Source organism: Halogranum roseipondis (genome assembly GCF_059695585.1).
Map to the genome: position 1 here is coordinate 1,794,424 of NZ_CM185235.1, position 25,999 is coordinate 1,820,422.

24 protein-coding genes and 2 pseudogenes are annotated in these 25,999 nt (G+C 56.9%); 12 read left to right on the top strand and 14 right to left on the bottom strand.

What is annotated here, in order from left to right:
* On the bottom strand, nucleotides 1–1,089 hold the full coding sequence (locus tag EOHIBHHM_RS09520; RefSeq protein WP_497256847.1) for a TrmB family transcriptional regulator: 1,089 nt from the start codon (nucleotides 1,087–1,089) through the stop codon (nucleotides 1–3).
* Between the two features lie 204 nt (nucleotides 1,090–1,293).
* Here EOHIBHHM_RS09520 and EOHIBHHM_RS09525 point away from each other — a divergent pair, with 204 nt between their 5' ends.
* From EOHIBHHM_RS09525 to EOHIBHHM_RS09555, 7 genes and pseudogenes are all read left to right on the top strand, one after another.
* Entirely contained in the window at nucleotides 1,294–2,439 is a 1,146-nt protein-coding gene (locus EOHIBHHM_RS09525; protein ID WP_497256849.1) for a Fic family protein, read from the top strand.
* 303 nt (nucleotides 2,440–2,742) lie between these two features.
* On the top strand, nucleotides 2,743–3,822 hold the full coding sequence (locus tag EOHIBHHM_RS09530; RefSeq protein ID WP_497256851.1) for a hypothetical protein: 1,080 nt from the start codon (nucleotides 2,743–2,745) through the stop codon (nucleotides 3,820–3,822).
* A 270-nt stretch (nucleotides 3,823–4,092) separates the two neighbouring features.
* On the top strand, nucleotides 4,093–4,599 hold the full coding sequence (locus EOHIBHHM_RS09535) for a DUF7342 family protein (protein ID WP_497256853.1): 507 nt from the start codon (nucleotides 4,093–4,095) through the stop codon (nucleotides 4,597–4,599).
* Between the two features lie 644 nt (nucleotides 4,600–5,243).
* Nucleotides 5,244–5,669 (top strand): winged helix-turn-helix domain-containing protein, encoded by a 426-nt coding sequence (locus EOHIBHHM_RS09540; protein ID WP_497256855.1) that lies wholly within the window; start codon nucleotides 5,244–5,246, stop codon nucleotides 5,667–5,669.
* A gap of 46 nt (nucleotides 5,670–5,715) precedes the next feature.
* Complete coding sequence (gene mntA / locus EOHIBHHM_RS09545; protein ID WP_497256857.1) at nucleotides 5,716–6,150, top strand: type VII toxin-antitoxin system MntA family adenylyltransferase antitoxin; 435 nt, start codon at nucleotides 5,716–5,718, stop codon at nucleotides 6,148–6,150.
* A complete protein-coding gene (gene hepT / locus EOHIBHHM_RS09550; protein ID WP_497256859.1) occupies nucleotides 6,151–6,576 on the top strand; it encodes a type VII toxin-antitoxin system HepT family RNase toxin in 426 nt (141 codons plus the stop codon).
* Nucleotides 6,577–6,625: 49 nt separating this feature from the next.
* Nucleotides 6,626–6,817: pseudogene (locus EOHIBHHM_RS09555) on the top strand (HVO_A0114 family putative DNA-binding protein); the annotation flags it as partial.
* Between the two features lie 47 nt (nucleotides 6,818–6,864).
* On the opposite strand, the gene EOHIBHHM_RS09560 reads toward EOHIBHHM_RS09555, so the two are convergent.
* The 6 genes from EOHIBHHM_RS09560 to EOHIBHHM_RS09585 form a co-directional block, all read right to left on the bottom strand.
* Nucleotides 6,865–9,162, bottom strand: coding sequence for a VirB4 family type IV secretion system protein (locus EOHIBHHM_RS09560; protein ID WP_497256861.1), 2,298 nt, complete (start codon nucleotides 9,160–9,162; stop codon nucleotides 6,865–6,867).
* Nucleotides 9,155–10,261, bottom strand: coding sequence for a TraC-like domain-containing protein (locus EOHIBHHM_RS09565; RefSeq protein WP_497256863.1), 1,107 nt, complete (start codon nucleotides 10,259–10,261; stop codon nucleotides 9,155–9,157). The genes EOHIBHHM_RS09560 and EOHIBHHM_RS09565 overlap by 8 nt, the downstream gene beginning before the upstream one ends.
* Nucleotides 10,261–11,328, bottom strand: coding sequence for a TrbL/VirB6 family protein (locus EOHIBHHM_RS09570; RefSeq protein ID WP_497256865.1), 1,068 nt, complete (start codon nucleotides 11,326–11,328; stop codon nucleotides 10,261–10,263). The genes EOHIBHHM_RS09565 and EOHIBHHM_RS09570 overlap by 1 nt, the downstream gene beginning before the upstream one ends.
* Before the next feature lie 3 nt (nucleotides 11,329–11,331).
* Nucleotides 11,332–12,162, bottom strand: coding sequence for a hypothetical protein (locus EOHIBHHM_RS09575; protein WP_497256867.1), 831 nt, complete (start codon nucleotides 12,160–12,162; stop codon nucleotides 11,332–11,334).
* A 17-nt stretch (nucleotides 12,163–12,179) separates the two neighbouring features.
* Nucleotides 12,180–13,646: a DUF8186 domain-containing protein gene (locus tag EOHIBHHM_RS09580; protein WP_497256868.1), complete on the bottom strand. Its 1,467-nt coding sequence runs from the start codon at nucleotides 13,644–13,646 to the stop codon at nucleotides 12,180–12,182.
* 237 nt (nucleotides 13,647–13,883) lie between these two features.
* Complete coding sequence (locus EOHIBHHM_RS09585) at nucleotides 13,884–14,300, bottom strand: DUF7985 family protein (protein ID WP_497256870.1); 417 nt, start codon at nucleotides 14,298–14,300, stop codon at nucleotides 13,884–13,886.
* A gap of 374 nt (nucleotides 14,301–14,674) precedes the next feature.
* Between EOHIBHHM_RS09585 and EOHIBHHM_RS09590 the strand changes: the two genes are divergently transcribed.
* On the top strand, nucleotides 14,675–16,243 hold the full coding sequence (locus tag EOHIBHHM_RS09590) for a lamin tail domain-containing protein (protein WP_497249957.1): 1,569 nt from the start codon (nucleotides 14,675–14,677) through the stop codon (nucleotides 16,241–16,243).
* Between the two features lie 45 nt (nucleotides 16,244–16,288).
* Here EOHIBHHM_RS09590 and EOHIBHHM_RS09595 read toward each other — a convergent pair whose 3' ends face one another.
* The 6 genes from EOHIBHHM_RS09595 to EOHIBHHM_RS09620 form a co-directional block, all read right to left on the bottom strand.
* Nucleotides 16,289–16,435 carry a hypothetical protein gene (locus tag EOHIBHHM_RS09595; protein ID WP_497249959.1) on the bottom strand — a complete coding sequence of 49 codons (147 nt, stop codon included), beginning with the start codon at nucleotides 16,433–16,435 and terminating at the stop codon, nucleotides 16,289–16,291.
* A gap of 231 nt (nucleotides 16,436–16,666) precedes the next feature.
* Complete coding sequence (locus tag EOHIBHHM_RS09600; protein ID WP_497249961.1) at nucleotides 16,667–17,212, bottom strand: DUF7342 family protein; 546 nt, start codon at nucleotides 17,210–17,212, stop codon at nucleotides 16,667–16,669.
* A gap of 54 nt (nucleotides 17,213–17,266) precedes the next feature.
* A complete protein-coding gene (locus EOHIBHHM_RS09605; RefSeq protein WP_497249963.1) occupies nucleotides 17,267–17,446 on the bottom strand; it encodes a hypothetical protein in 180 nt (59 codons plus the stop codon).
* Between the two features lie 751 nt (nucleotides 17,447–18,197).
* Complete coding sequence (locus tag EOHIBHHM_RS09610; protein ID WP_497249965.1) at nucleotides 18,198–18,626, bottom strand: toxin-antitoxin system TumE family protein; 429 nt, start codon at nucleotides 18,624–18,626, stop codon at nucleotides 18,198–18,200.
* Nucleotides 18,619–19,185 (bottom strand): DUF7342 family protein, encoded by a 567-nt coding sequence (locus EOHIBHHM_RS09615; protein ID WP_497249967.1) that lies wholly within the window; start codon nucleotides 19,183–19,185, stop codon nucleotides 18,619–18,621. Before EOHIBHHM_RS09615 ends, EOHIBHHM_RS09610 begins: the two co-directional genes overlap by 8 nt.
* A 501-nt stretch (nucleotides 19,186–19,686) precedes the next feature.
* Nucleotides 19,687–21,003, bottom strand: a complete 1,317-nt coding sequence (locus EOHIBHHM_RS09620) for an RNA-guided endonuclease InsQ/TnpB family protein (protein ID WP_497249969.1) — start codon at nucleotides 21,001–21,003, stop codon at nucleotides 19,687–19,689.
* A 158-nt stretch (nucleotides 21,004–21,161) separates the two neighbouring features.
* Here EOHIBHHM_RS09620 and EOHIBHHM_RS09625 point away from each other — a divergent pair.
* Nucleotides 21,162–21,362 (top strand): annotated as a pseudogene (locus tag EOHIBHHM_RS09625) (RNA-guided endonuclease InsQ/TnpB family protein); the annotation flags it as partial.
* Nucleotides 21,363–21,395: 33 nt separating this feature from the next.
* Here EOHIBHHM_RS09625 and EOHIBHHM_RS09630 read toward each other — a convergent pair.
* On the bottom strand, nucleotides 21,396–21,962 hold the full coding sequence (locus EOHIBHHM_RS09630; protein ID WP_497249971.1) for a DUF7342 family protein: 567 nt from the start codon (nucleotides 21,960–21,962) through the stop codon (nucleotides 21,396–21,398).
* 349 nt (nucleotides 21,963–22,311) lie between these two features.
* On the opposite strand from EOHIBHHM_RS09630, the gene EOHIBHHM_RS09635 reads away from it, so the two are divergent.
* From EOHIBHHM_RS09635 to EOHIBHHM_RS09645, 3 genes are read left to right on the top strand one after another with little or no spacing between them, the layout of a single operon-like run.
* Nucleotides 22,312–23,718, top strand: coding sequence for an ethanolamine ammonia-lyase subunit EutB (locus EOHIBHHM_RS09635; protein WP_497249973.1), 1,407 nt, complete (start codon nucleotides 22,312–22,314; stop codon nucleotides 23,716–23,718).
* The gene (gene eutC, locus EOHIBHHM_RS09640) at nucleotides 23,715–24,443 is read left to right on the top strand and encodes an ethanolamine ammonia-lyase subunit EutC (RefSeq protein ID WP_497249975.1); all 729 of its coding nucleotides are present in this window, start codon (nucleotides 23,715–23,717) and stop codon (nucleotides 24,441–24,443) included. The genes EOHIBHHM_RS09635 and eutC overlap by 4 nt, the downstream gene beginning before the upstream one ends.
* Before the next feature lie 13 nt (nucleotides 24,444–24,456).
* Entirely contained in the window at nucleotides 24,457–25,902 is a 1,446-nt protein-coding gene (locus tag EOHIBHHM_RS09645) for an ethanolamine ammonia-lyase reactivating factor EutA (RefSeq protein WP_497249977.1), read from the top strand.
* Nucleotides 25,903–25,999: the final 97 nt, after the last annotated feature.

Sequence of the window (25,999 nt, forward strand, 5' to 3'; positions counted from 1 at the left end):
TCAGTCGTCGGGGAACAGTTGCTTCCCTGGGCTGATGCCGACGAGCGAGATCGTTCGCATCTCGACGTCTTCGAAGACGGCCCCCCAGCCACCGACGACGACGCTGCCGGTTTCGGTCTCGAGTCGGACGGTCTTGTAAGACCCGAGGTCCGAGAGACTCAGCTTCTCCCGCGGGTGTCCATCACCGAGAAACGAGAGGTCTCGTACTGTCCCCTCTAATGTCGTTGCCGACTCTGTCGCCAGGTCGATGCCGTTGACGACGACGTCCAACTCGTAGTCGTCTTCGAAGAGGGGGTAGTAGTCGCGGATGAACTCCTCGAGGGCGACGTAGGTCAGCCTGTCGGCATCGTCGACGTAGAGCTGCGGATACAAATCCCACAGACAGGTGAGGTAGTACCAGTGGAACACGAATGGGAGGATGCGGTCGTTGATCAAGACGCCGTAGTCCTCGTCGGAGCGAGTGTTCGGTGCAAAACACGTCCGATGCCGGTCGATGATGACGAGGAACGGACCCGGGATGGTACACGCCCGCAACTCTGAGAATCCATCAGTCGGATCGAACTCCGCTGGCGGTGTCTGGTCGTCGTCAACGTAGACAGCGGCGCGAACGACGACACCTCGCTCGCGGGCGTCCCGAAGCATGGGTGCCAGTCGCTGTAACTGCTCGAACGTTCCTGCAACTTCGACGACGGTTCCGGCCTCGCCGATGAGGTTCTGTGCGTTCTCGACGGCCGTCTCGACGCGTTTCGTGACCCCGACGCGTGTGTCAACGCGACTCGGCTGTCGATACCGCTCGCGTACCTCTTCGGCCGCATCGTGGAGGAGATCGCCTCTGGATTCCAAGTCGGCCATCGACTCCTCTGGCTCGCACGGGCGGACGTGGAGCTTCTCCCGTTCGATAGTCTCGACGTATCCTTTCGCTTCCAAATCTCGAAGAACGTCGTAAACCTGTGAGACTGGGACCGAGCTTTTACGGCCGACCTCGATCGCTGGCGACACACCCATCCCGAGGAGAGTGAGGTATGCATCCGCCTGATAGGATGTCAAGTCCGCATACTCCAACGCCTGTGCGAGTGTGTCACGGTCCATAGCCAGACTCAGTGGATAGCGGCATATGAAGGTTCACTGTTTTTCTCTGAGCACAGCGGCGTGAGTCGGCTCGTGTACTCGTAGGAGAATCCCTCCCCGTGGTGAACGACGGGGCTTCCCGTCCCGCAGTTGGGATAGGCTGACTAGATATACATAGTATAAAAACACCTATACTAAGGGAGGACGAATACCAGTATTAGTGAAATGCCGACTCGAGAACTTCCCGAACGGGCACCGGGCAAGTACGTACCGTACCATCCCAATCCGTACTATCTTCCCGACCCGCTTCCAGTTGAGCCGAAGCCCGAGATCTCGGATCGGACTCATCGACTTGTAGCCGATAGTGCGTATCAGATTGGCCGTGTCGACGGCATTAGCTCGACCGTCGACTTCTCTGCTGTGCTTTATACTTCGCTTATTCGTATCGAAGCAGTCGAATCTGCACGAATCGAGGGGGCTGACGTCGATTATGAAGAGGTTGAAGCCTATCACACACAGCACCCATCAGGTGAGTCTGACACGACAATTGAAAAAGACCTGCAGGAAGCGCTCAACTACGAGAATGCGCTGACGTATGGTCTTGACAGAATCAGGGACGGGGACCGAATAACTCTCTCGCTTATCAAGGAACTCCATTCGATGCTTCTACGGAACGTTCGTAACGATGGTGACGTCGTTGGCGATCTCCGTGACCACATGGTTCACCTGACGAGTCCACGACCCGGACAGCGCCCGTTCGTTCCACCGACCCCGGGCAGTCTCGACAAGCTCATGACTTCACTGGAATCGTATCTCAAGATGAGTGGACAGTACCATCCGCTCGTCGATGCCGCCATCATTCATTACTTCTTCGAGACGGTCCATCCGTTTTCGGATGGCAACGGTCGGCTTGGGAGACTCCTCATTATTCTCTACCTCGCGAGTGAAGGGTATCTTGAGAGTCCGTATATCTATCCGAGCGCGTATTTCAACCGTCACAAAGTCGACTACGTCGAACGAATGCGTGCGGTGAGCGAAGACGGCGCGTGGGATGAATGGCTCACGTTTTTCATCGAGGGACTGCGGAGCCAAGCAGAAACATCGTACAACCGAACGCATCAACTTCGTGAACTTCAACAGCGGTACGAGAAGGAGTACCCGGGTAGCACAAGCACCGCTAAATTCGCTCGTCAGTTGCTCCAGTATCCCTACTTTACGGCGCCAAATCTCGTGGAACACCTCGATGTCTCGCGTCGGACCGCCTACAAAATCGTCGATGATCTCGAAGCAGACGGCCTTATTGAGGAGGTAACCGGAAAACAACGTGGAAAGGAGTACAAAGCAGTGGACGTGTTCGACATTCTCAATTAGCCCTGATTGTCGGAGTAGTCGACAAGCGGACGTCCAGCGTTTACCAGCGATACAGTAGCGGTATTTATCGGCCCCCAAAGGGTGCGGAGTACGCGTTCACAGCGTGCTCATCAGGAGCTGTCGACTGTGACACCAACAACACACAGAACCGCCGTAGGAATCGCTCATGAAGTACCCCGTGAGAGTCGTGGAGTCACTCTCATCGTCGAAGCCGACCAACCACTCATCGGCTCGGAGTACAACACAGGAACAATGACGACGCATACACTCAGGGACGCCTTTGGCGGAAGCGAGTGAACCCACATGACCACACACCAATCACCGGAGGCAATCGTTGAGACGCTCATCGAACACGACGGAGACCCAGTTCGCGTGTGGCTTACAGACAGCGAACTGGTCGTCCCAACGGAACCGTACGACGGCCAGTCGGTTTGTCAGGCGACGACGTCTGTCGAGTCGTTCGAGGCGGTCGTTGACTTCGCTTCGCTTGAAGATGAGGGCATGTCCCTGATGGGACTGCTCCACCTGAGTGACAGCGAATGGCAACGAATCGGGCTTGAGCACCACTGGGAACACCCTGACGCATGTCTCAACGGCGAACAACGGATGCTCGACGTCTGGGCGTCTCGCGATTGGGACGACGGTCCTGGGTCACCATTCGACCGGCCAGAACTCTCCGTGTACGTCGCGAAGACGACCACCGCGATTCGACGGGGCAGTAGCGGACTCGACAGACTGACTGTAGGAACGATTGCAGCTCTCGAACCGCTCGGTGAGCTTGATCCATGGCCAACGAAGCGTCCCGGACTCGCTGTCGAGCCGCCCCAGACAACACCAGTGAGTACACTCGACGAAGCCGACCCACTTGATCCGACAGCACAGGTGTTGGAGGCACTGTACGTCGTCAACAAACACGCAAAGCAGGAGGCAGACCGGGCGGCGTCTGCATATGCAGAGGGTCGCGGCAGCGATGCACGTTTTCACTCGCTCCGGAAACAGGCACTCTACGACGTCAAAACGGTTGCACTGCATCGAATCGTCGTGAGTAGTGAAGCGAAGGTCGCCTTCGAACACCACGACATTGATGGCGACCCATTTCTGTGTTTCTCCGTCGATGGCTGGTCGTTCCATCAACCACTCGATGCGGTCGATGACGCACTCCTTGAGCGCGTTGGTATAGAGGCCGCGGGAGCGTCAGATAACGACGCGTCGATCGACTACGACCGAACCACTACCGTCGAACATGCAGACCTCTCGCTCGAAGCCGCACTCTGTCAGTTCCAGCGCGTTGGCATCGACGCGAACGAGTATCTCGCGCAGTCTACGATTGTCGACGAGTGGTGGTCCGAGCGGTCTGTCGAGTGGACCTGTCTCCACGAGTGATCCTTGTTGGTCGGTAGACACCGGGTAGCTGTCGCAATTCGAACGGCCCATGCTTGAGGCGACGCGTAGGTATGTCGTCGCCGATGCCGGTGCTGTTTTCGGGTACTTGCCTGCGGACTTGGATGCACCGATGAGGGCGGTGACTACGAGCCTGATGAGTTCCCCTGCTGGAGATGTGTGCGAACCGGTCGACGAACGCTACCTCGAGAAAGTTATCACCCGAATTGAGTTGGAGATAGAATTATTGACTTTGACCTCAACACATGGTGTATGAGCGAAACGTGGATTAAGCAGACCACCGCATTTGACCGCGTGAAGAGCGTGGCCCTCACACTGTCAGAACCGCGTACTGCTGCGTGGATCGCAGACGAAGCGCACGTCTCGGAGAATACTGCACGGAGCCACCTCGTGCGACTTGCTGACCTCGGTGTCTTAGCGACGGCCACGACCGAGCAAGGGACGGGGTACTCCCCTGATGCCATCTATACGCGCTCGCAGGACATCCGGGAACTCATTCAGGAGAACACTGAAGACCAACTTGCTACGCGAGCGGTCGAACTGCAAGAGGAGCTCGCCTCGTACGCAAGCAGATATGACGCCGAGTCACCTGCTGCACTCAGGACGTCAATTGCCGCGGCCGAACTTTCCCCAGATGAAGCACGCGACCGCCTCGAAGTTGCCTCGAACTGGGACTACGCACAGTATCGGTTGTCGGTGGTTCGCGATGCGCTCGAACACTACGACACCTACAGTTCGTCACGTCCTGCGTCTGCATGACTGACGAGCATTCGTCAAGTGGATGGGATTCTGGTGCCGAGCGTCACCACATTCTTCGACAGCTACGCCAGCAACTCGAACAGCATCCTGCTGTTGACGCGGCCTGGGGCGAACCAGCCGGTTCCTATGCAGAAGTCGCTGCAACGGTCACACCGGAGTATTTTGGTCGCGACGCTGAGACTGCAACACTCAGACTCGCGTGGCATCCTTCGCCAACTGTCGCCGAGGAGGACTCGCGTCCCGACCCAGGAGATCTGCTCACTGCAGGCCCTCGAACACAGTTCGAGGCAATGTTCAAGCTACATTACAGCGAGTCTGGTGGGTACGACTGTGGCTTCCATAACGAGCCGAACCCACACGTCGAAGGGTGGTTCCACTTCCAAGAACGTTTCACGCCAAGCGAAGACTATGACTATTCAGCATGCAGTCTGGATGCCCGAACACCGGTCAGTGCCCTCTGGGAGTTGTGTGACCTCCTCGAAGCGAGACTCAGAGCGTGCGACGATGTGTGAGGCGTCAGAGATCCGAACATCCTCTTTTGCTAATTAGTGGCACCTGAACTACAGCAGTTTTGACTGTTATAGTCTTCACCATAATAATTATGCCACTACACGACCGAGTTGGACGTGAGCAGCCAGACACTCATGAGTAGTCATCCAGACGAGTCCCACACAGTCGGCGGCGACAACCAAGAGTGGAAACTCCTTCGCGACATCCTCCAGCAGGTCCGAATCAAGATCCTTCAGCAGATTCTCGCCCATCCCGACCGGCAGCTGAGTCGCGAAGAACTCGAATACCGGAATCCGTCGACGGATCGGTCGAGTCTCCAGTACCATCTTCGTGAACTCTCGAACAAGGGCGTCCTTCAGAAAAACGAGATACCTGCCGGGAGCGAGAAGCGCTCCCGTGACTTACCCTCGACGTTCTATCGAGTGACGCCGCTTGGTGAACGTCTCCTCAAGCAGGCGAATCTCTACGAGGAGATTGAAGACTGGATGACAGTCTATGAGCGAATGGAGCGGACTGACCGGATTCGTCGCATAGAGGATTCGGCGAATCGCCCTGAGTAATCAACCACCTCACGAGATATATCACGGAAGAGCCTCAAGAACTACTATGTCCAACTCAGGTGACTCCCCTACCGAGACAATCGACATCGAAGCTATCAGGGAGTACCTTGTTCAAACAGAGGTTAGTTTTGCGATTCTGTTTGGTTCCCATGCGAGAGGGACAGCCGGCACGGCATCGGACGTTGATATTGCACTTCGGTTTCCAGAGGAGATGGGCGAGACCGAGCGCTTTCGACGCCGCAATCGTATCGATGCCGACCTCCAAGCGTACGCGGAAGGATTCATTGACGTGAACGATATCGAATCACTCCCAATTCACGTCGCCCATGCCGCGCTCCGCGACGGAGTTTGCATCGTGGGCGACCAACAGGAAGTCGAAACGTATCAACAACAGGTCAACGCAGCCTATGAAGCAGGTGCGAGCGAACGAGAGCAAGAACGCCGTGAATTCATCGACCGACTCGCCCGTGGTGACGTCTAGATGGTTAATGAGGATGTCATGGTCGACAAGCTTCGCTATATCAACGAGTACACAAACGACCTGAAGCAGATGCGAGGTGTCTCGAAAATGGAGTACACTGAAGATATCGTCCTTCAGCGTGCAGTTGAGCGAACTTTTATGAATCTTATACAATCCTGTGTCGACCTCGCTCAACATATTCGCGCCGCCGAAGATCTTTCTCCAAGTGGAACAGCAAAGAGCGAAATCGAATCTCTCGGCAATGCAGACATTATCTCAGACGGAGTCACAGAGAAGATGGCAGAAGCGGCTGGGTTTCGAAACATCCTCGCTCACCGATATGGGGACGTGAATCACGATGTGGTCTATGACGTGTTGCATAACGATCTTCACTGGTTCGAACAGTTCCAGCAGGAAGTTGCTCGGTGGTTTCAACAGCGGTATTGATTCGAATACTGCTTCGGCTGAGTGAAGCCATCAGACTACGGTGATACCCATGAACAATACCACGCCGCTGCTGCACCCGATAGAGCGCGAACAGCTTCGAGCCGAATCAACGCTCGTCGTAACCGTGAAGCCGTCCACTGAGTTCCACGACGATGTCACCGAGGGCATCGAGGCACTCGAACGGGGCGATGCGGAAGATTCCGCACCGACGCTCTCGTTCACGAGTTACGACGATCTTATCACGGTCTGAAAAGGTCATAATCTGGATTATGATTATCTAGATTATGCTCAGCTCTTCTCGTGGAGTCGGTCTGGTGCATCCACTGTATCCTCTGTTGTCCTCGATTGGCCACCATCGAGTGTGACCTGCTCGGTGTCACTTACAGAGTGCTCAACTGGCGACGTGAACGTCCGACTCGACGAATCACTTCGTGGGTCGAAGTCGATCACTGCCTTCTCCTGTGGCATCGCTTGGACGCGAATCCCGCGCCACTCGCCGTCGACGCCGACGAGTGCCTCTGAATAGCCAGTATCGTCGTTCCCAGGAATCGCATCTTGGACGAAACGCATCTGCGCATAGTTGAGCCCGAACTCTTCGGCCCAGTGGTCGTCCATTCCGTCGAGTCGGTGGAACTGCTTGACTGCACACTGGTCGAGAATCGCCTCGGATTCGCGATGCTGGAAGAACTCATCGACCGTCTGTGTGATGAGCCGAATCGACAGGTCGTGATGTCGGTGATGGCGAAACACCGTCTCTAAGAATGACAGGCTCGCGGTATCCTTCATCAGGTAGCGCGCTTCATCAAGGTAGAAGACGATCTCCGCATCACTCGACTTGGCCCGTTCATAGACGAGTGAGATGAGGAGTTGCATCGTCAAAGCGGTAGAACTGTCGACGCTGCCCTCACGCTGTGCAAGGTCGAGATAGACGACCTTCTCGTCGCGAATGTCGAACTCCGAGGGTTTCCCGAGGTTTTCGTATCTGCCGCCTTTCTCAAAGGGACGGAACTGGCCGAGTAACCACGTCGCATCCGCTTGGAGTTTCGCGACCTCTGCTTCGGAGCGAACGACGAACGGTTCGGGTGTCTCGATCATCTCCTCGAAGACGTCCATCATATCGCGAATCGTCGGGCTCTCGTTGCCGTGCGTGGCGATGTCGTCTGTGATGCCCTTGCGGTAGTACGCTTCTCGCAGCGCTCGTTCGACAGTGGTGCGGCGGTCGTCAAGTGAGACGTCCCTGAGCGCGAAGAAGTTCGTCAGGAAGCTCATCGCATCGTCGAGCTTCTCGTTGAACGGGCTTGCGTCCTCACCCATCGCTCGCTGGACGTGCGCCGGCGTTGGTCGAATCTCCAGGGGATTCAGACCTAAGGTCCCACCCACGGTGATGCGCGTCGCACCGAGTGCGTCGGCGACGCCCGCCCAGTTGTTGAGCGGTTCGAGGATGATCCCAATCCGGTCGGGACTCTGTTCGATCGAGCGGATGAAGTTCTGTTTCGAGGCGAAGGATTTCCCCGAGCCGGTGTCGCCGACGACGAACATCGCATAGCCATTTTCCCGCGCGAACGGGTCGATGACGACCGGGTTGCCAGTGCGTCTGTGAATGCCGAACTCAACCCCACCGGGTTCGAGAATCGTCGCGTTGTGCGGTGAAGCCACGAGTGCACCGACGGCGCCACCGAGCGCAATTGATTCGCGCTCGAAGACGTTTGGCCCAATCGGAGCTGCTGACTGCAGTGCGAGATCCTGCCGACAGAGCGCCGTCTTCGGCGTGAGATTCGCTGGGTCTTCACGAAGCGTACTGCGGATCTTCCGTGCCGCTTCCCGGAGTTTCGGCCGTGTCTCTGCACGCACGGTGATGAGGATACTCTGGCCGAAGACGTGCTGGCCGCTTTCGACGGCGTTGTACGTCGCTGCCGCCGTGTTGGCTCGTTCTTGGAGATAGGTACTCCGGACGCTTCGTTCGAGGTCGGCATCAACCTGCAAGTCGTCGGCAATCTCTTGGAGTTCGTTTCGCGCACGTTCCTGATTCTTCGGCCTGATTCGGGCGGTAACATCGAATTCGACGTCTGTGAGCGTGAACAGATCGCTCAGGTAGCCATCACTCGGGTAGTCGGGGTACTCGGCGACATAGAGGGTCGTCGTCCACTGCTCACCCACGCGGGCAGCGCGTGTCTCCCACTCGATTGCAGCGGGAGCGACGGCTGTTTGGTGGTGTTCCGCAAGGGTCTCGAAAAAGACAGTCTCGAGACCGGCTTTGGTGTCGCTCTCGTCGTCGGGTGTGTAGTCGGCTGGCTCATCGCTCTTGGCGCCGGGTGTGTGGTCAGCTGGCGCATCGCTCTCGTCGTCGGGTGTGTGGTCAGCTGGCGCATCGCGCTCTGTGGATGCAGCATCCGTGTCAGCTACTGTGTCAGTCTCGTCGAACGCTGCTGCAAATTCACCGCCTTCGATACGCGGTGACGACCCATCGCTTGCTCGGGCAAACCTGGCCACAAGGAGGGAGCCGATACCCATGACGGTCGTGACCACAAAGAACTGCAGCTGGAGTGCTTCAAGACGCGGGTCGGCCTGCAGGAGGAGTTCATGCATGGTGGGACTCCTGGCGGTGGCTGTGATCCATTACTGGCTCGGTGCGAAGCACGGAGTCGGCGTCGCTGTAGGTGTGTTCTTCGCCGTTCCAGAAGTCCATCGTGAGGACGAACAACTCGACGGTGCTCAATCGACGGGCAGACCACCCAGAGGCCGGCTCGACGAGCTCCGAGCGAACGGTTGCGACTCGCTCATCAAGTTTCTCGACCATCTTCGCACGTCGCTCCTCGTCAGTGAGGCGTTCCCGACGCGTGACGAACGGTGTGAACAGCACGCCGATGACGGGAAACTCCGTCAGCCGCTCTGCAGGGGTTGGTTCGTCTGCATAGCGATTGTACACCTCGAGTGGCGTGACTTCGACGCCGAGGAAGTAGCGAATCTCTTGCAATCCGCGGGCGTGCATCTCGGCGGGCCGTGTCTCGCGGTACTCTTCGAGCAACTCACGGAAGACGGGGTTCGCCGTGACGTCCTCGTCGGTGAGTCGTGATTCGATCTGTTCGATCAACTGTTCCACCGGAAACGAACGGGTTGTGGTGTGGATTCGCAATGGGAAGGTCAGCTCGTTGTTCGCAAAGTCTTCGGCGATCGATTGGAGGCTCGCCCAGTCAGTGGACATCGCGAAGTCCATATTGCCCGGCGTGAGTTCGAGGAACGCTTCCATCGCGCCGTCTGTGCGTTCGATCGTACCCGTCCCAGGCCACGCACGCTCGATGTTGGTGAGCTCTTGGGTTCGCTCGTCGGGAGCGAAGGGCGTGTAGTTGGCAAGGCCGCCTTCGTTTCGTGGGTGGGGTGTGTCGGTGGGTGTGCTGTAGGTTGCCCGTGGTCGTTTCGCGAAGCGCCACACATCGGTAAGCCACGCCCACGCCGTCAGGTGACTCGGGGCAACGTAGACGATGGCAACGCCGATGCCTAAGCCCGCAGCCACGAACGGCAGTGCCAGTGTATCGATACCGGTGAGCGCGGCCGTAAAGAGGCCGACGGTGGGACAGGCAACGAGCACGCCGATGTCGCCTTCCTCGACGTTGAGGAAGGGAATGCGGCTTGCGTCACCGAACTGGTTCATGATGCGTCTGGATGCGGCGTCAGTATCTGCGGACATTACTGGTAGGTTGGGTCAGGGTCGTTCTCGGTTCGTCTGTACGAGGGCTGCGCTTGTGTCGAGGTGTCGTTTTGGGCGTATGCGGTTGCACGCTGGGCGAACGCTTGCCCAGCTGCTGCCCGTGGCCCCCAGCGAGCGGCAGTTGTCGCGACGCTCCCGCCGGCGACGTACGCTCCTGTGGTGACTGCGCCGACGGTGACGGCCGTCTGCGTTGCCGTCCCGATGACGCGTGCGGTGAGTGGTGAGGCGTATTTGAACGTCTTCCACGTGACGTAGAGCGCGATAAGCGGCAGGCTCGTCGCGACGAGATGCTTGAAGAACACTGTCGGCGGGCTGAGGGCACCTGTCTGGTACAGGGGGTCATAGCCCTTCAGGACGATCGCCGCCGGGAGTGGGAGGATAGCGAGCGGAACGAAGCGTCTCGAGAAGCCCGTGGCAATGTCCGCGAGGATGGGGACGTTGCCGTACGAGAGGGCAAAGGCGATCGGCATCGCATAGAGGTAGACGTACAACAGGAGTTCACGCAGGTAGAGGAGCGCCTGGAGCGTCCACATCGAGAGCCCGCCGATGGCGGCGAAGATCAGGCCGAAGAGGGGATTAGCGAGAGAGACACCAATAAGATTCGCTAAAGCAGTGCCAAGAGAACCCAAGCTAGGCAGTAGTGCTATCGTAAATCCGTCCACTAAGTGGAGAAAGAGGACGGCCAGCCAGTACCAAGTGATAATTAGAACTGCTCCTGTCCATGCTGTCTTTTTCGCCCTCTGCATTTCGTAGGCGCTGCCCAGACTGAATATTCTCAGTAGATGGCGCGCTTGAACAGAGACTAATAGCAACAGTAGTGCGAGAAACATCACCTCGCCACCAATGAGTGAATCGTGAATAGCTCCCCATGGTTCATTATTCGGAGTGCCGAAAACGAAGTCTCCTGCCGTCCTTGGAGTCGGTGTTCCAAATAGTGACTCTGAAAGCTCGTCATAGCCCGTCTTGAGAGACTTATTGAATTGCAAGGCAACCCAGTCGAGAGTCCTTTTGAACCCTTCTAGAACCACGTCAATCAGATCGACCATTATTTACGCCTCCTCGATTGCGATTTTGCAGTCAGACATCTCATTAGAGCCAGAATACTCGATAGAGAACGACTTCGTTATCTCCTGGTCGGATACATCTGAGTGAATTTTGACTACAAACTCACCGCTTGATCCCTCTATTGAACATTGAGCCCTATCTTGGTCAAATGATGCTCCAAACGGCAGGGTATTGCTGTAGACGTCGTCCGATGCACCCGCGGTGATCAGAACGCGCTTCTTGCTATGAATTCCGCTATCAGAGCGGTCTTCGGTACTATTCGGGAGGAATCCCTGAAACAATAGTTGGGACACGCTGTCAGGGCCACTTCCTCTATTTTCGATGGTGACGTAGGCTTCAGCATTTGTTAACCTGTTAGTCGGACTTTCCCCATACACTTCCTCCCACGGTTTCTCTGGGTGATTCCGGTAGAGCCCAACATCCATGATCTCCAACTGGGGTCGAATATCGAGCGCGACTTCAGCAATCGACTCGTCGCCTTTCACCGCGAGTACCCGATGCTCGCCAGGTGTGTAGGACGTCCCGATTGCAAAGGAAACACGCTCTGCACCAGTGGCGACGTCACGTGATTTCCAGAGTTCGCCGTTGGGTTCGATGAGGTTAATGACGTCAGGGTCGTCGTTGGCGAGTTCGACGACGAGTGTCGTCTTCTCGATCGCGACGTGTTCGAGGACGCCATCGTGTTGGCCGGCTGTCCCGCCGTTCGCCTCATCGGATTTCGCAGCCTTCCCAGTACACCCAGCGATGAGTGCAAGAGAGCTGCCTGCAAGTGTTTTGAGGACGGTTCGTCTGTGTCGATGTGTTGGTTGTGTCATAGCGTGAATTGTGATTGTCATCTGTCGATACGGCTGCCGGGAAGGAACGTCAACACTCGCTGTCCGGCGTACAGCGCCACGAGGAAGGGGGTGGCCCACCAGACGACCTCAACGACAAATACAAGCCAGCTATCAATCGAACTGAGCGGATGCCATCGCGCCGATGCTGACGCTGGGGTGTATGCTGGGTCGGTACTCAGCCACGACCCCGGATGGTACGTTGCCGTGTAGATGCCCGGTTGGTCGACGGTGATGAGTGCAACACCCGTGGAGTTCGTCTCCACACGCTTGCCTGCGATAGTGATGTACCCGGTTCGACTCTCTTCGCTGAGTGGGTCGAGTCGCGGATGCTCTGCGAGTGCGATTGGCGCGCCCGTCTCGTTGTCTCGGAGTTCGATGCGAAGCGTCGCCTCGGACGTCGTCTGTGAGACGACTGTGACCGTGAGGTTACTCTCTCTGAAGGTGCGGTGGCTGTCTGCAGCGTCGACGATGGTCGCGTTAACACCGCGAACGATACCACTCACGGTCAACGCATCGCGATCGACGCTCTGAGCTCGCACAGCAACACCGTAGGACGTCGCATACGGCTGATCGACGACCTCGACGGCGACGTTCGAACCGAGCGTCTCGTTCGGTGACGCATGTTCGACACCCCAGACGTCGATGAGTTCTGGGCCGTCTCGAAGCGGTTCGGCTCGTGGGCCAATACGTGAGGGGTACGCATGGACGTACACCGGCAACGCTGGTGAGTCGACTGTCTGGTTGGTTGTCTCCGTCGACACCGACAGCCTATCCCAGCGGCGATCGCGTGCGGTGTAGAAACGCCACACCCCACGGACGCTCGCGTTCGCATCCAGCATGTATCCCTGCCAGGGCTGGTTCTGGAAGATCGCAACCCCACTGTCGCCGTCAGGGTAGGTGGTGTAGTGGGGGTACGCCGTGAGGTCGTAGACGACCACCTCGAGTGTCTCCGAGACAGTGAGCATCTCCGTTTCGGAGATGAGGCCGTTGTCGATTGTGACCGCAATGTCAGCCTCGACAGTGAGGGTAGTCGGGCCACCATCTGTGAGGGTGTACTCGAGGACAGGCGTGTGTCCTGTCGTCTGTGCGATCGTCGTCTCCTCATGGGAGAGCCGAACCGACTCGATTTCGTGCGAGGTGATGGTCCAATCGCGGACACTACTGTTGTTCGTCGACGGAAGTCGAACACGGTAGTCGACCAGTGCTCGCAACGACCCCGTCGGCGCGATGTACAGCGGCGTCTCACTCGGGGTGAGATGCCCGCGTGTCGAGGGGTGGATGGCGAAGGTGCTCACGTGGGCGTCCCGGATGAGGACACCATCGCTCAGGTTGGCGTGAGCCGGCGCGACACTCGTGGTTTCGTCGCCGGCCGCCAGGTCTTCGAAGTCGTGGTCTGTCCACGTCGCGGCGGTCTTCGGTGGTCGTGTGAACGAGATGTCCGTCCCATTGGCCAACTGCTGCATTGGCACCCGAGAGCGGTTGTACTGCGTCTGGTAGGTGGATTCGTTGACGTACGCATCACGGTCGTGTGACCACAGCGTCGCCGACTCGTTTTTTGTGAGTCCATTGTCGTCACTCGGTGCTGGTGGCGTCGCCGAAACCGCACCGACAAGAAGGCTTGCGATGCAGAGTGCGACACTCAGGTGTGAGCACCATCGTGTCGCCCGCCTGTTTCTGGGAGTCACTGGTCGCTCAGTGACTCACCACGGGACGAGATTGATACACGACGCGAGTGGGAGGCCCATAATCGACCCTGCGACCGTGTAGAGTGGCCCAAGGACGAGGAGGATCACTGCCGATTTGAGTGCCGCTCGCTTGTGGCGCTTCAGCGTGCGCTTTTCGTCGATTCCGATGGTGAACATCTCCACCAGCGAGTCGCCCTGCCAGATGAGTGCAACGCCGAGGACGCCGAACGCCGTCGTGATCTCGAAGAAGCCCTCGAGCATGGTTGGAATCTTTGAAGCGGTGCAGACGGGGTCGGTCTGTGCAAGGACGGGAGTCACAGCGACGAGCAAGACGCCGACCGTCACAGTCAGTCCCTGTCGGAGGAACCGAGAGGTCTCGAGTTGTCGCAGCCACGTCGTCGATGGTGGATGTGGTGGTTTCTGTATATCCATGGTGGTACTGAGACAGCTGTTGTGTGTGTCTGGTTCTTGTTCCATGTTGACAACACACATACTGTCTCAAGTTACGTGTGTTGTATTCGGTTAAAAATATGATTGATGCCGAAACTACATTTTTTAGGACAATAAAGAATAAAATATTGTATGTTTGAGAATATTCTGGTCCAGCGTAACTCGTCGGCTGTTGGGTTATTTCTTTGACTGGCAACGTCAGCTTCGGAGCGATCATCTACTTGCTTGAGACAACTACAGTAATCGAGTAGGAACTTCTCTGTGGGTTTTGCGATGAGGTGAAATATCGAATACAGAGACTATTGTGGCACAATAATCAGCGGATAGTTACTGTACCGGACAATTCTGTCCATAGTATGCGGATGAACAGGCGAACGGCACTGTATGGTATCGGCGCAGTTGTAGCTGGTAGTACACTGACAGCAGCAGTGGGTGCACAGAGTGAGTCTACGGTGACGATTGGCGGACTCTCCGCCGAGGACGAGCGATTCGTCCTCAGCTCTGAGACGGGGATCGACCTCTCGGGGTTCATCATGGAATTCGAATACGGACAGGAGGTGAGTCAATCTAAGCGGTTCCCTGATGGAACGACCATCCCTGAAGGTGGTGAGATCTACGTCGCCGCACAGGTTGACGCAGATGCTGATGTATCCTTCGGGTACGAAGACGAAGTCATCAACGACGATGGTGATACCATCGCTATTCTCGGTCCGGACGGCGAAAAAGTGTACGACACCGCGAGCGTCAACGGTGGCGGTGGTGGGACGTCAGATGACCCCACTGTGACGATCGACGGCGTTGTGGCGGATATCGAGCGCCCAGCAGGTGAAGAGGCGGTCATACTCTCCTCCGAGACGGGGATTGACCTCTCTGGATTCATCATTGATTTCGAGTACGGAGGAGAAGCGAGTCAATCCGAGCGGCTTCCTGATGGGACGGCCATTCCCGAAGGTGATGTAATCAACGTGGTTCCACAAACCAACGCGGGTGCAGCGGTGTCATTCGGGTACGACACTGAGGTCATCGACCCCGGTGATACTATCGCCATTCTTGGCCCGGACGGCGAGAAAGTGTACGACACGTTCACCGTTGAGAGTGACGGTGGGACGTCGGACGACCCCACTGTGACGATCGACGGCGTTGTGGCGGATATCGAGCGCCCAGCAGGTGAAGAGGCGGTCATACTCTCCTCCGAGACGGGGATTGACCTCTCTGGATTCATCATTGATTTCGAGTACGGAGGAGAAGCGAGTCAATCCGAGCGGCTTCCTGATGGGACGGCCATTCCCGAAGGTGATGTAATCAACGTGGTTCCACAAACCAACGCGGGTGCAGCGGTGTCATTCGGGTACGACACTGAGGTCATCGACCCCGGTGATACTATCGCCATTCTTGGCCCGGACGGCGAGAAAGTGTACGACACGTTCACCGTTGAGAGTGACGGTGGGACGTCGGACGACCCCACTGTGACGATCGACGGCGTTGTGGCAGATATCGAGCGATCGTCTGGTGAAGAGGCGGTCGTACTGTCCTCCGAAACGGGGATCGACCTCTCGGGATTCATCATTGACTTCGAGTACGAAGGGGAAGCGAGTCAAACTAAGCGGTTCCCCGATGGAACGACCATTCCCGAGGGAGACACGATTAACATCGCCGTACAGAGCAACGCCGATGCTGCGGTGTCATTCGGCTACGACACGGAAGTCATCGACCCCGGTGATACCATCGCTATCCTCGGCCCTGACGGTGAAACAGTGTACGACACTGTGACTGTTGAGGATGAAGACGGTGGCTCCGATGGTGGGTCTGATGGTGACAGCACTGGGGATGGCAGTGATAGTTCTGAGGAGGGACACGAGAGCGACGGCCACAGTGGCGATGGCGAGGGCGGCAGCGGGCCAGATGTTACCGAAGGCGAGTGCTGAGGATCTAATCGTCTTCTGAACACAGACGCTTCTCGTCTGTGTCGCTCAATCGTTATTCGAAGCTATCGAATCGTCGAGAGACCCACACGTGCTGTTCTCTGGGTTGATTCCCAATTCACGGAGGTCCTGGTCGCACGGAGACCCGTTTTCACCATGGTAGCCCGAAAGCGCTTCATCGAGATTTTCGAGCACTTCCTGACGGCTTCCTTTGACTGATGACGCCCGTGTCCTCGTCTTTCGCCACCCACCAATTGGTCTCGCGAGTGAGCGTGATTGTGATGCCTGTCAAAAGATCGCAATTTGTTGCTCGTCCGGTGCTTATGCTTCGACCTCCGTCATTAACGGGCGACAGTCTCTGTGAAGCGATGAGAGTCGGTTTGAACACGGGAGCTGTAGCCGTCTTGGCAACTGTCCAGTCGTCACCTACCTATCGGACACCCGATCAGCGGGGTCTGTCGTTGGGGCGAGGAAGTCCCACTCGCGAATGGCGAATCCGATAATCTTGATGCGCCGCTGGAGCTGTTCCCACTCGCGTGCAATCTCATGCCGACGGTCTCCCTCGTCGGCATCAAGGGTTTGATCGGCGAGCGTCCCGCGAAGTTGGTTCGGCGACTCGATGTCGAATTCGCTCTCCCACTCTCGGATCTGCGTCTTCATGTCGGCGAGGCGGTCCGTAAGCTCCTCAACCGTGTGTCCGCTGTCCCGAAGCCGCATCGCTTCTTGCAGCGCTTGGCGGCGGTAATCAGGGTAATACGTTGTGTGCGTCCCGCTTTCATCACGGTGGAGGATGCCATCGTCGACGAGCCGCCCGAGGACGCGTTTCGTCGGCTCGTGTGACCAGCCCGCTTCGGACGCGATCCAGTTTGCCGTCCGCGGCTCAGCTAGCTGCCGGGCGACCATCCGTACACGATCTTCGCCTGTCGTCTGGCGTTCCATCAGGCTCTCGGAGTTCGATTCGTCTTCGGTCATATAACACAGTTCGTACTTTGTTTTTTGTCTTCATATGGATTGAAGTCATTCGACTCATATCGAACCTAGTCGATCTCTTTGCGTGTCCGCATCGTCGACCGCCGCGTTGTCGTGGTGCTCGCTGCCAGCGAGTGCCTCGGCCTTGGTGGCGACATCCATCTCCGTAATCGTTCCCTCCGCGAGTGCAGTCTGAATCGCTAGTCCAAGGTCGTCGCTCAGCAGTGATCCAGTCATCCAGACAGGGCGGGTCGACAACTGTGCGTCTGCTGTGGTGTCGTCTTCGGTGAGATGGTGATGACGTCAAGAGAGCTGCGGGTTTCCGCGTCAGGTATGGTTTTCTGACGCAGCTCCGACGTCGTACGCATACGTATAGACCAGGACCAACAGGACGCCACCGAGCGCGAACACGTTCGTGAGCCAATCTGCCACGGTGAAGACCCCGAGAAAAGAGACTGGGATGCAAAGTGCGGTCCCAACGGTGAGCCACCACGCACAGCGATAGCGAGGAATCAGAAGGTCGATCTCTCGTTGGTCAGAATCACCGTTAAACACTGGCCAAAATGCGCCACAGACGGCTCCAATCCCAATCGCAGTGGTCAGCGTGACCGGGAGAAACTTCGGATGCCAAAAGAGGAGTGTCGTCGTCGACAGCGTAGTAAGCTCGCTTACCACAAGAACGAGTGCGCTTCCCAGAGTAAAATACAGGAGCCCGGCGGTCAATACCCACTGGACGGTTGTGGAAAGTCGTGTCAACGGTGCCGGTCGAGCGATGGATATTCTCTCAGCGAACATTGTGCGTTAACACAGACAATGGTTCAATCTTATTTACTTCATTTGTCTGTATGTTGTTAATTGACAGTGGGTCATCCAAGGTGTCGTCCCCAGACACCACAGATCTGCAAGTTGGTATGCCAGTTCCTCGACGTTGTTCAGCGCTTATTTCGACGCTTTCTGAACACGACCCTCAGAAAGAGCAACTGCTCGCCTAGTCCCAGAACGACTGGATTCGCTCACTCAGCTCTGCTATCACACATGAAATCACTTCGCGCCAATCACTCGCAAACATCATATCCTCTCCAGGTGTCGCCGCGTCCGGCGGCGGATGAAAATGCTCACGGTCGTTGTGACTGTTCGGATGCCGATCCCACCGACACTCCCACGAGTTCCCGTCACGATACTGTTCGGAATAATGCACGTTGAAATCGTCCGTCACAAACCAGCGAATACGAAGATATGCACGCTCCACACGCGCCGGAAAATATCCCACATCAAAATCAGCCACCACAGCATTCGCTGCATACGAAGGGCGATGCTCAACATTGGAGAACCGAGCACTCTTCTCTAACCGCCGACCAATCCGCTCTAACACATCGCTATCGATGCTGCCAGTACCGTTTGACTCCCCCTCAGGCATTGATGCTCCCAGCACGCCCACCCGACAACCCATCACGACGCGCTGCATCCAACAACGCCGCACGCACCTTCAGTGTCTTCCACTCAGATACCGCTTCCCAAATCTCCTCCACCGACTGCTCGCCACTCCTGTCCACTAAGGACACCTCGTCAGGTGACTCCACGTCAAAGCGTTCGCGGTATTTGGCAGCCGCATCAACCGTTTCTTTGAGGCGCTCGATAATCTCTTCCTCCGAATACTGCTCGCGGATCTGCTCGACTCGACGCCACCGTAGATACGAATCATTCCGCTCGTATCGCACCGGTCGACCCGCTAGTTCACGAACAACTCCCATCTCCGCAAACCACGCTAAGTAATCTCGTGCCGTTTCTGTATCACAATCAGCACGTTCAGCTACCACTGACACCTTCGTCGGCTCTCGCAACTGCATCACAACATCCAGCAGTCGCTCTCTCGTTGGCCCACCCTTCAGTAGCTCCTCCGGAGACTCCCACGCATCGAATTCAGGCGGGTCCTCATCCGCATCAGGCATCCCCGCAGGCGTATCAGTGATGTCCATGTACGCACTAACAACCTTCTCTGCCATATATCTACTGTGCACAGAATTATTTCAGGATTTTCGGGGTTGGCTTTGTTCTACAGACGTATCCGAGAGCGCAAAGAGAACCTCGTGTTCGCTGCCCGTGCGGTATTGACCGCATAATCTGTTCCCGGTCGTTGGTGCCATCATTGCCCACTGATACGCAACAGTGCGTCTCCAGCGGTGAAATTCACTGGTTAGCTGTAATCGAAGCCAAGATACGACACGTGGCAGCCTTCGGGGGTGTGGTGTATGCTTCGGGGTCGATCTGCGGCGTCTCAGAAAGCGACGGCTCGAAGATCGAAATGGGTGCTGCGGTGTACGGTGCGGTTGTCGTCGGTTGCTTCGATCGAACAACGACGAACAGTGCCACAGTCATTATAAGCATGTGAGTCACCACGGACTTTCACGCCGCGATTGACATCCTCCCGCGCCTGAAGACGCGGAAATCCCACGGCACCGCACCGCTGGGTTGGGATATTAGGGTTTGCAGTCTACCACTTGTTCCTGCGGTTGGAATCCGCTGGACAAGTCGTGAAGGTAGACTCCGGGCTGTGCCAACCAGCCGGTACTCCTATCTTCGCCCAAACTGGACGCAGACTCGGAGTTACTTTCGTTCACGTCGAGACGGATGTTCTCCGCCCCATTCACGTCAGCGTTGAACGCCGCATCACACGACTCACAGACGTACAAGCCACGTTCCACGCGCTGACTATCGTCTTCCCTACCGCACACGCAACACGTTTTGCTCGTGTCGCGTTCAGACACTTCTACGACTTCGATGCCCGCGACTTTCGCTTTGTATGTAAGTATCTTGCTGAAGCGGTCGAACGCCCATCCGTGCAGGTCAAGGTTGCCGTGCCGCCCCCAGTTCTTCGACTCACCGTTCTCATCCTCACGGACACCAGCGAGCCTCCCGACGTTGATGCGACCCACACCACGCTCGACACATTTCTCAACAATGTGCTTCGCTAAGGAGTGGAAAAAGTGGGTTCGACGCTCCGACCACTTCTTGTGAAGACGAGTGGCCTCAGAACCACTACTGTCGTCGCACTTGGCGATTTCTTTCGGGAAGTAGTAGCCATCCTGCTTCAAGCGGTTGCCGGGGTACAAGTCAGCCTGCTCGGAACTGTACGCGACCGCCGCGAAGTTACAGATACCAAGGTCGATGCCAGCCGTTTCGCTACCGGGTGCAGTGGGCGTCTCAACTTCGTGTTTGCACACAAGATGCAGTTCCCAGCGATCTTTCACTTCGTCGTAGACGGCTCTGACTTGTTGCAGATTCTTGACGGTGACATCTGGACGAGTCTCGTATTCAACGAGGATGTAGTCCCAGTCTCTCGGGTGGTCTTTGTGGTTCGCGCCTTTTGAGAGACGAACACGGTTGTGCTTGGTGTCGTGTCGAATGCCTTTCTGCTTCCACGTCACCGTGCTTCGAGGGTGTTCTTCGTGGACGCGGTTTCCATCGTCGTCGTAGTAGTTTTTCTTGCGATAACCGGGGGGATTCGCTCGATTATCAGACTTCCTCTTTCCGTACCACGAGTTGAAGGCTTCAGCGAGTTCCTCCAGAACGCGCTGACTGGACTGACTGTGCAGTCCCTTGTAGTTGTCATGGCCTTTCAACTCGCTTTTCAAGTCCGAATCGTCGGGAATCTCGCCCGTTTCATCCCACACTTGGCGGGAGTGGTAGTTTGCAACGTTCCACAGTTTGGATGCACTCCATCCGTGTAAGTTGAACATCCGCTCCACTTGCGAGTGGTTGCGGATTTTCGCTCGGTAGGTGCGATGGATGTGCATCCGTGGAACACCCTATAACAGGTTATGTAGTGTTGTATTGTAAAATTTCGCATTAGAGCGTGGAATGTCCAGCCGAGTCATCGAGCGGTGGGTAGTGTAAGGTATTGTCGGATTCATTCATCCTATGCCTAATGGCGCAGGTATTCTCCTTGGTTTCGTATAACGCGAGCAAGAACATCGCTCGCAAACTGCTCAAGAAACTCCACTCGGGGCAGACGTCTTCGAGTGGAGGCGCACCCTGTCAGTGTGCGCTACCGTCAGGGACGCTGAACCTGAACGGCGATTTCTACGCCTACTCCAGTATGGAGGTAGAAGGGGAGTCCACTGACAAGCCCACGACTTCACTCGTGGGTTACTGACTCTCGATACTGCCGGTTCCGTCTGACTCTCACTCAGATATCGACGCTCCCAGCAGGTCCACCCAACAACTCATCACGACGTGCCGCATCTAACAACGCCGCACGCACCTCCAGTGTCTTCCACTCAGATACCGCTTCCCAAATCTCTTCCACCGACTGCTCGCCACTCGTGTCCACCAGAGAGACCTCACCAGACGACTCCACGTCAAAGCGTTCGCGGTGCGTTTCAGCCGCTTCGACCGTTTCTTTGAGGCGCTCGACAATCTCTGCCTCCGAATACTGCTCGTGGATCTGCTCGACTCGACGCCACCGTAGATACGAATCGTTTCGCTCATACCGTACCGGTCGGCCCGACAGCTCGCGAACGATTCCCATCTCCGCAAACCACGCTAAGTAATCTCGTGCTGTTTCTGTATCACAATCGGCACGCTCAGCTACCACTGACACCTTCGTCGGCTCTCGCAACTGCATCACAACATCCAGCAGTCGCTCTCTCGTTGTCCCACCCTTCAGCAGCTCCTCCGGAGACTCCCACGCATCGAATGCAGGCGGTTCCTCGCCCGCAGCAGGGATCCCTTCAGGTGTGTCGGTCATGTCCATATCCGTAGTAATGACTTTCCCTGCCATACATTTGCTGTACACAGAATTATTTCATCTCCGAGGTTCGCTTTGTCCTACTCTCGTGGTTGCTACTGCTCCCTCAGCACTCCGTCACCGCTCCCGCCCTATTCACTCGCTCTGCCCATTCCTCGAGGAAGGGGGTTGCCGCTCGCCGTGAATAAGCAGGTAAAGAGTTATAGAGTACACTCTCCAACCTCTTGCGACATATGGTGCAAGAGATTAACACACATATCCAGCGTCTCACCGATCGTGAGACTCCAGTCGTGCCCACGCGTGGCGTACGTACTCACCAACACCGCTTGGAGCGACCCACACCCCACGATTACCGATGACGAGTGACTTTGAGTCCACGATCACCGGGACGCGCTATTCGTTCGACTCACTTACCGAGGTCTTAGCGAAGGCCAACGAAGAGAAGACCGGCGACGAACTCGCAGGCATTGCGGCAGACTCTGCGGCCGAACGGGTGGCGGCCAAGGACGTCCTCAGTCGAGTTTCGCTGGCGACCCTCCGAGAGAACCCTGCGATTCCCTCTGAAGAGGACGAGGTGACACGCGTCATCCAAGATGCAGTTGACGAAGACGTCTATGCGGAGCTTCGTGAGTGGACCGTCTCGGAACTCCGTGAATTCCTGCTCACCGAAGAAACAACAGAACACGAGATCGCCGAGATTCGTCCCGGGCTAACGAGCGAGATGATTGCGGCTGTCGCGAAGCTCATGTCAAACCTGGATCTGATTCAGGCAACCTCGAAGATGACCGTGACGGCGCGCTGTAACAACACCATCGGCGGCGAGGGAACACTCTCGTTTCGCCTCCAACCAAACGACCCAACCGACGATATCGACAACATTCGGAACTCGATTCGAGAAGGCCTGTCGTACGGGGTTGGCGACGCCGTCATCGGTATCAATCCCGTCGAGGATAACGCCGAGCAGACGAAGCGTCTCCTCGAGGTGACAAAGGAGTTCATCGAGACGTGGGAGATCCCCACGCAGAACTGTGTCCTCTCGCACATCACGACGCAAATGGAGGCGGTTGCGAACGGTGCGCCTGCAGACCTTCTGTTTCAAAGTCTCGCCGGAACGGAAGCTGGGAACGAGAGCTTCGGGATCGATGTTGAGCTCCTCGATGAGGCGTATGCGTTTGGCGAAGACGAGTGTACAGCCGCTGGGCCGAACTTCATGTACTTCGAGACGGGCCAAGGCTCAGAGCTCTCGAGCAATGCCCACGCAGGCGTCGATCAGGTGACGTTGGAAGCGCGCTGTTATGGGCTGGCGAAGCGGTATGACCCGTTCATCGTGAACACCGTCGTCGGCTTCATCGGCCCCGAGTACCTCTACGACGGAAAGCAGGTCATCCGAGCCGGACTCGAAGACGTGTTCATGGGCCAGCTGACGGGCATTTCGATGGGCATCGACGCCTGCTATACGAACCACATCCAAGCCGACCAGAACGACATCGAGAACTTGGCCGTCCTATTGACCGCTGCTGGGTCGAATTACTTCATCAGCGTCCCCATGGGTGATGACACGATGCTCAACTACCAATCGAATAGCTACCACGATGCGGCTGCACTGTGGGATATCTTCGATGTGCATCCGGCGCCGGAATTCGAGTCGTGGCTCGAAGCGATGGGCATCGTCGACGATGGCCAGTTGACCGCGAAGGCAGGCGACTTGACGATCTTCTTGGACGACCCCGAAGCACACCTGCCACAGGAGCAAAACCAATGACCGATTCTGAATCGCGTGCCGACGGCGACGATGAGACAGCGCTTGATCGAATCCTTGAGGCAAGCCCCTCTCGACTTGGGGTTGGCCGCAGCGGCCGCCGCCCACGGACGGCATCGATGCTGTCCTTTCGGGCTGATCATGCGCGAGCTCGCGACGCCGTCCTCACGCGTGTCTCTGCGGAGACCATCGAGCAAGCGGGGCTTCTGAAAATCACGAGTCGGGTCTCAGATCAAGATGAATATCTCGCACGACCAGATTTGGGTCGAGAAATCAGTGATGAGACAGCAACACAGCTTCGTGAAGACTGCATTCATGCCCCAGACGTCCAGCTCATCGTTTGTGATGGCCTCAGTTCAACTGCTGTCGATGCGAACATCGGTGACCTCCTGCCGATACTCATTGACGGACTCGAAGAACGGGGCTTTACCGTCGGCACGCCGCTGTTCGTGGAGTTCGGCCGTGTCGACGTAATGGATGCCATCGGTGAGGAACTCGAGGCCGAAATTGTTGTGAACCTCATCGGCGAACGACCGGGGCTGAACACCGCCAAAAGTCTGAGCGCCTACCTGGTGTATGGCCCCGAGCGAGGGAAACCGACGGCGAAGAAATCGGTGATCTCGAACATCCACCCAGATGGGTTGCCAGCGATTGAAGCGGGCGCCCAGATTGTCGAGCTCGTAGCCACGATGCATGACCAGCAGGGCAGCGGCCTCGACTTAGAGTGATGGGGGCTGAGTGATGGCTGGAGAGCCACCCACGCTGACAAGCGTCGGTATCGATATTGGCACCACAACGACGCAGCTCATCATTAGTGAGCTCACCCTCTCGACGACAGGACTCGGTGCGGTGACCGTTGAGATCGAGGATACAGACATCGTCTATCGGGGCACCATCTACGAGACGCCATTGGTGGACCACCAGACGCTTGATGTCGATGCGATTGCGGAGTTCGTCACGACCGAACTTGAGACCGCCGGGTACACGCCCGCGAGCATCGACAGCGGTGCCGTCATCGTCACTGGTGAGTCCTCCTATAAGACGAACGCCGAAGAACTGGTGCGGCGGATTGCGGCCGACGCTGGGGAGTTCGTTGTTGCGACGGCAGGCCCCGAACTGGAAGCCGTCTTAGCGGGGACTGGCTCGGGAGCTGCCGCCTGGGCACGACAGCACGAGGCGACGATTCTCAACGTCGATATTGGTGGGGGAACAACGAACATGTGTCTCTTCGCAGGGGATTCGGTCGTCGAAACGCGGTGTCTCGACGTCGGGGGTCGACTACTCCGATTCGATGCGAGCGGGGCGCTTACACATGTCTCTGCCCCAGCGGCGAAGTTGCTCGAGGAAGCAGGCCTCTCTCTGGAAATTGGGTCTCATCCAACAGAAGGGGAGCTCCGTGAACTAGCAGCGTTGATGGCTGATGCGGTCTTCGAGACTATTGACGGAACCGAGCGAAGTTCGATCACGAAGGCGCTCACCATCGGGGATAGCGAGTACGACTCTCGATCGCTTGATGGCATTTGTGTCAGTGGTGGCGTCGGACAGCTGATTGTCTCGGGTACGGACGACGATTTGTTCGCGTACCAGGACTTCGGCACTTTCCTGGCTGCAGCAATTCGTGACCGGCTTGAGTCGTCTCCAATTGAGTACCGCTCGCCGAACGAGACGATTCGTGCGACCGTTATCGGTGCCGGGACACAGACGACGTCTTTCAGTGGGACGACGGTGTCACTCGACGAAGACGCCCTTCCGTTGCGAAACCTCCCCGTCGTCGAGGCGTCACTCACTGCAACGGATTGTGGAGCGCTGACTGCGGAAGTGTGTCGGTGTTTGGAGCATGCGTTCGGCCTCTATGAAACACAGCAGTTGGCGGGGCTCGCGTTGGCGCTTCCCGACGTTGGCTCGCTCTCGTATGACCGCATGCAGACCCTTGCGCAGGCACTCACCAAGGGGTATGCAGACGCTGGGTATACTCACAGGCAATTTCCAGTCGTCATCGTTCTGAGGCAGAACTGTGCGAAAGCCCTCGCCCAATGTCTGCGAGCGACGTCGAGTGACTTGTCGCCGCTCGTTGTTATCGACGAGATTGCTGCGAGCGATGGTGATTATCTCGATATTGGTGACCCGATGCTCTCGAGCCAGACCGTTCCTGTCGTGGTCAAGTCTCTCGTCTTTGGAAGTCAATGACATTCTCCCCGGCGTGAACAGTAGTTATCGAATCAAAGTGACGCCAGAAGAGAAGCGGTGGTTTCCACGGTTCGGATGGGTTGTCTTGGAACTGAGA